Genomic DNA, 3,238 nt, shown 5'->3' on the forward strand with positions numbered 1-3,238 from the left:
GCGGCGGGCTGCTGCTGCGCGGGCGGCGGCCACGCGGCGGGCGGCGGAGCCTGCTGCGCGGGCGGCTGCTGCGCCTGCGGCTGCTGGGGCTCGGGCTGCGGCGCCGGGGCGGGCTCCTCCGCGGAGGCCTCCTGCGCGGGGGCCTCCTGCGCGGAGGACTCCTGCGCGCCGCCGCCGGACGGGGCGTCGCCCTCGTCCCCGATGACGGCCAGCTCGGCACCGACCTCGACGGTCTCGTCCTCGGCGACGGTGATGCTGGTCAGGATGCCCGAGGCGGGCGAAGGGATCTCGGTGTCGACCTTGTCGGTCGACACTTCGAGAAGCGGCTCGTCGGTCTCGACGCGCTCACCCTCCTTCTTCAGCCAGCGGGTGACGGTGCCCTCGGTGACGCTCTCGCCGAGCTGGGGCATAGTGACGGAGACCGGCATGGCTCTCAGCGACTCCTTCGAGAAAATACTGTGCGCGGACGTTCAGCCGTGCACGTGCAGTGGCTTGCCGGCGAGCGCGAGATGCGCCTCGCCGACCGCCTCGGACTGGGTCGGGTGGGGGTGGATCAGCTGGGCGACCTCGCTCGGGAGGGCCTCCCAGTTGTAGATGAGCTGGCCCTCGGCGATCAGCTCGCCGACGCGCGCGCCGACCATGTGCAGGCCGAGGACGGGACCGTCCACGGCCGCGATCACCTTGACCTCGCCCTGCGTCCCCAGGATCTTGCTCTTGGGGTTGCCGGCCAGGTCGTAGGTGACCTCGTTGATCTCGTACCCGCGCTCGCGGGCCACCGCGGAGGTGATGCCCACCGAGGCGACCTCGGGATCGGAGTAGGTGATGCGGGGCACGCCGTCGTAGTCGATCGGCGCGGGGGCGAGCCCGCCGAGCCGCTCGGCGACGAGGATGCCCTCGGCGAAGCCGACGTGGGCCAGCTGCGGCGTGGCGACCAGGTCGCCGACCGCCGAGATCGTGGGGACGCTGGTGCGGCAGTACTCGTCGACCTTGACGTAGCCGCGCTCGGTCTCGACGCCGGCCTCGGCCAGGCCGATGCCGTCGGAGACGGGCCCGCGGCCCACCGCCACCAGCAGCAGCTCGGCGTCGACGACCTTGCCGCCCTCCAGCGTGACCGAGATGCCGCCCTGCGTCGTCTTGGCGCTCTCGAACCGGGTGCCGAGCTCGAACTTGATGCCGCGCTTGCGGAACGCGCGCTCCAGCCGCTTGGAGCTGGACTCCTCCTCCAGCGGGAGCAGGTGGGGGAGGGCCTCGACGATGGTGACCTCGGCGCCGAACGAGCGCCAGACGCTGGCGAACTCCACGCCGATGACGCCGCCGCCGAGGATGATCACCGAGCCGGGGACGTGCTCCAGCCGCAGCGCGTGGTCGCTGGAGATGACGCGCTCGCCGTCGATCTCCAGGCCGGGCAGCGACTTCGGCGCCGACCCGGTGCCGAGCACGATGTGCTGGCCCTCGAGCGCGAGCGTCCGGCCGTCCGGCGTGCGGACCTCGACGGTGGTCGGGCCGGCCAGCCGGCCCTCGCCCCGGACGACCTCGATCCCGCGCGAGGTGATCAGGCCGGTGAGGCCCTTCACGGTCGTGGAGACGACCCGGTCCTTGTAGGCGTTGACGCCCGCGACGTCGATCCCCTCGTACACGGCCTTGACGCCGAACCTCGCGGCCTCGCGGGTCTGGTCCGCCACCTCGGCCGCGTGCAGCAGCGCCTTGGTGGGGATGCAGCCCCGGTTGAGGCACGTCCCGCCGAGCGACTCGTCGCGCTCGACGAGCGCGACCGACCTGCCGAGTTCGGCGGCGCGCAGCGCGCACGCGTAGCCGCCGCTGCCGGCACCCAGGACCACGATGTCGTAGGGGCCGCTGTTCGCCACTGGACGCTCCCTTTCCCCGGAGACGGCACCGCGCGGTCCGCGGCGCCCTCGGGCGGGACGAACCCGTAACGGGCCCCCACCGCCACGAGAAATCTATTGTGTCCCGCCCGGGCCGGTGTTGGGCGGCCCCTGCGAAATCCCGGCGGCCCTACAGGAGCCCGGCCGCGAGGTCCTCGGCGATCTGGACGAGCGTGCGGGTCGCGGCGCCGGTGCCGCCCTTCGGGGTGTACCCGTAGGCCTCGCCCTGCTGGAACGAGGGGCCGGCGATGTCGAGGTGCGCCCACTTCACGCCGTCCGGCACGAACTCCTGCAGGAACACCCCGGCGACCAGCATGCCGCCCCAGCGGTCGCCGCTGATGTTGGCGATGTCGGCCACCGACGAGTCGAGCCCCTTGCGCAGCTCGGCCGGCAGCGGCATGCCCCAGGAGGCCTCGCCGGCGCGCTCGGCCGCCGCCACCACTTTCTCACGGACGCCGTCGTCATTGGCCATGACCCCGGCGGTCCGGCTGCCGAGCGCGACCAGCTGCGCGCCGGTCAGCGTGGCCACGTCCACGACCAGGTCGGGGGAGTCCTCGCCGGAGCGGACCAGCGCGTCGGCCAGCACGAGGCGGCCCTCGGCGTCGGTGTTGAGGACCTCGACGGTCTTGCCGCCGTAGATGCGCAGCACGTCGGACGGGCGCTGGGCGCTGCCGCTCGGCATGTTCTCCGCGATGGCCATGTAGCCGACGACGTTGACCCGGGGGGCCAGCTCGGCGATGGCGGCCATCGCGCCGAGCACCGCGCCGGCGCCGCCCATGTCGGACTTCATCCAGTCCATGGAGCCGGCCGGCTTCAGCGACAGGCCGCCGGAGTCGAAGGTGATGCCCTTGCCGACGAGCGCGAGCGTCTTGGCCGCCTCGGGGTGGCCGTAGGACAGCCGGACGAGCCGGGGCGGGTTCACCGAGCCCTGGCCGACCCCGGTGATGCCGCCGTAGCCGCCGTCCACCAGCGCCTTCTCGTCGAGCACCTCGATGCCGAGGCCGCTGTCGCGGGCGACCCGCTCGGCCTCGTTGGCGAGGTCCTCGGGGGTGAGGTCGGACGGCGGGGTGTTGACCAGGTCGCGGACCAGGTTCACCGCGGACGCCAGCACCCGGGCGCGCTCGACGGCGACGTCGGTGGCGGCGGGGGCGGCCAGGCGGATCTCGCCGACGGGGCTCTTGTGCCCGTCGCCGGTCCGGTAGGAGTCGAAGGAGTAGGCGCCGAGCAGCGCGCCCAGCGCGACGGCCTCGGCCTCGGCGGGGAGCCCGGCGGGCAGCGCGACGGCCGCCTTCGCGGACCCGGCGAGCGCGCGGACGGCGGGGCCGGCGGGGCGGGGGCGAGGCTCGCCGGAGGGG

3 protein-coding genes are annotated in these 3,238 nt (G+C 74.1%); all 3 read right to left on the bottom strand.

Annotation, left to right across the window (positions count from 1 at the left end):
• Positions 1–428 (bottom strand): biotin/lipoyl-containing protein (locus ABD296_RS49055; RefSeq protein WP_344285312.1); only part of this gene is annotated, 428 nt, incomplete at its 3' end.
• 42 nt (positions 429–470) lie between these two features.
• Entirely contained in the window at positions 471–1,865 is a 1,395-nt protein-coding gene (lpdA, locus tag ABD296_RS49060) for a dihydrolipoyl dehydrogenase (protein WP_344285315.1), read from the bottom strand.
• Positions 1,866–2,013: 148 nt separating this feature from the next.
• The coding region (locus tag ABD296_RS49065) for a leucyl aminopeptidase (RefSeq protein ID WP_344285318.1) at positions 2,014–3,238 on the bottom strand (1,225 nt) is incomplete at its 5' end.

It is taken from the genome of Actinomadura napierensis, from assembly GCF_039529375.1.
Lineage (GTDB): Bacteria > Actinomycetota > Actinomycetes > Streptosporangiales > Streptosporangiaceae > Spirillospora > Spirillospora napierensis.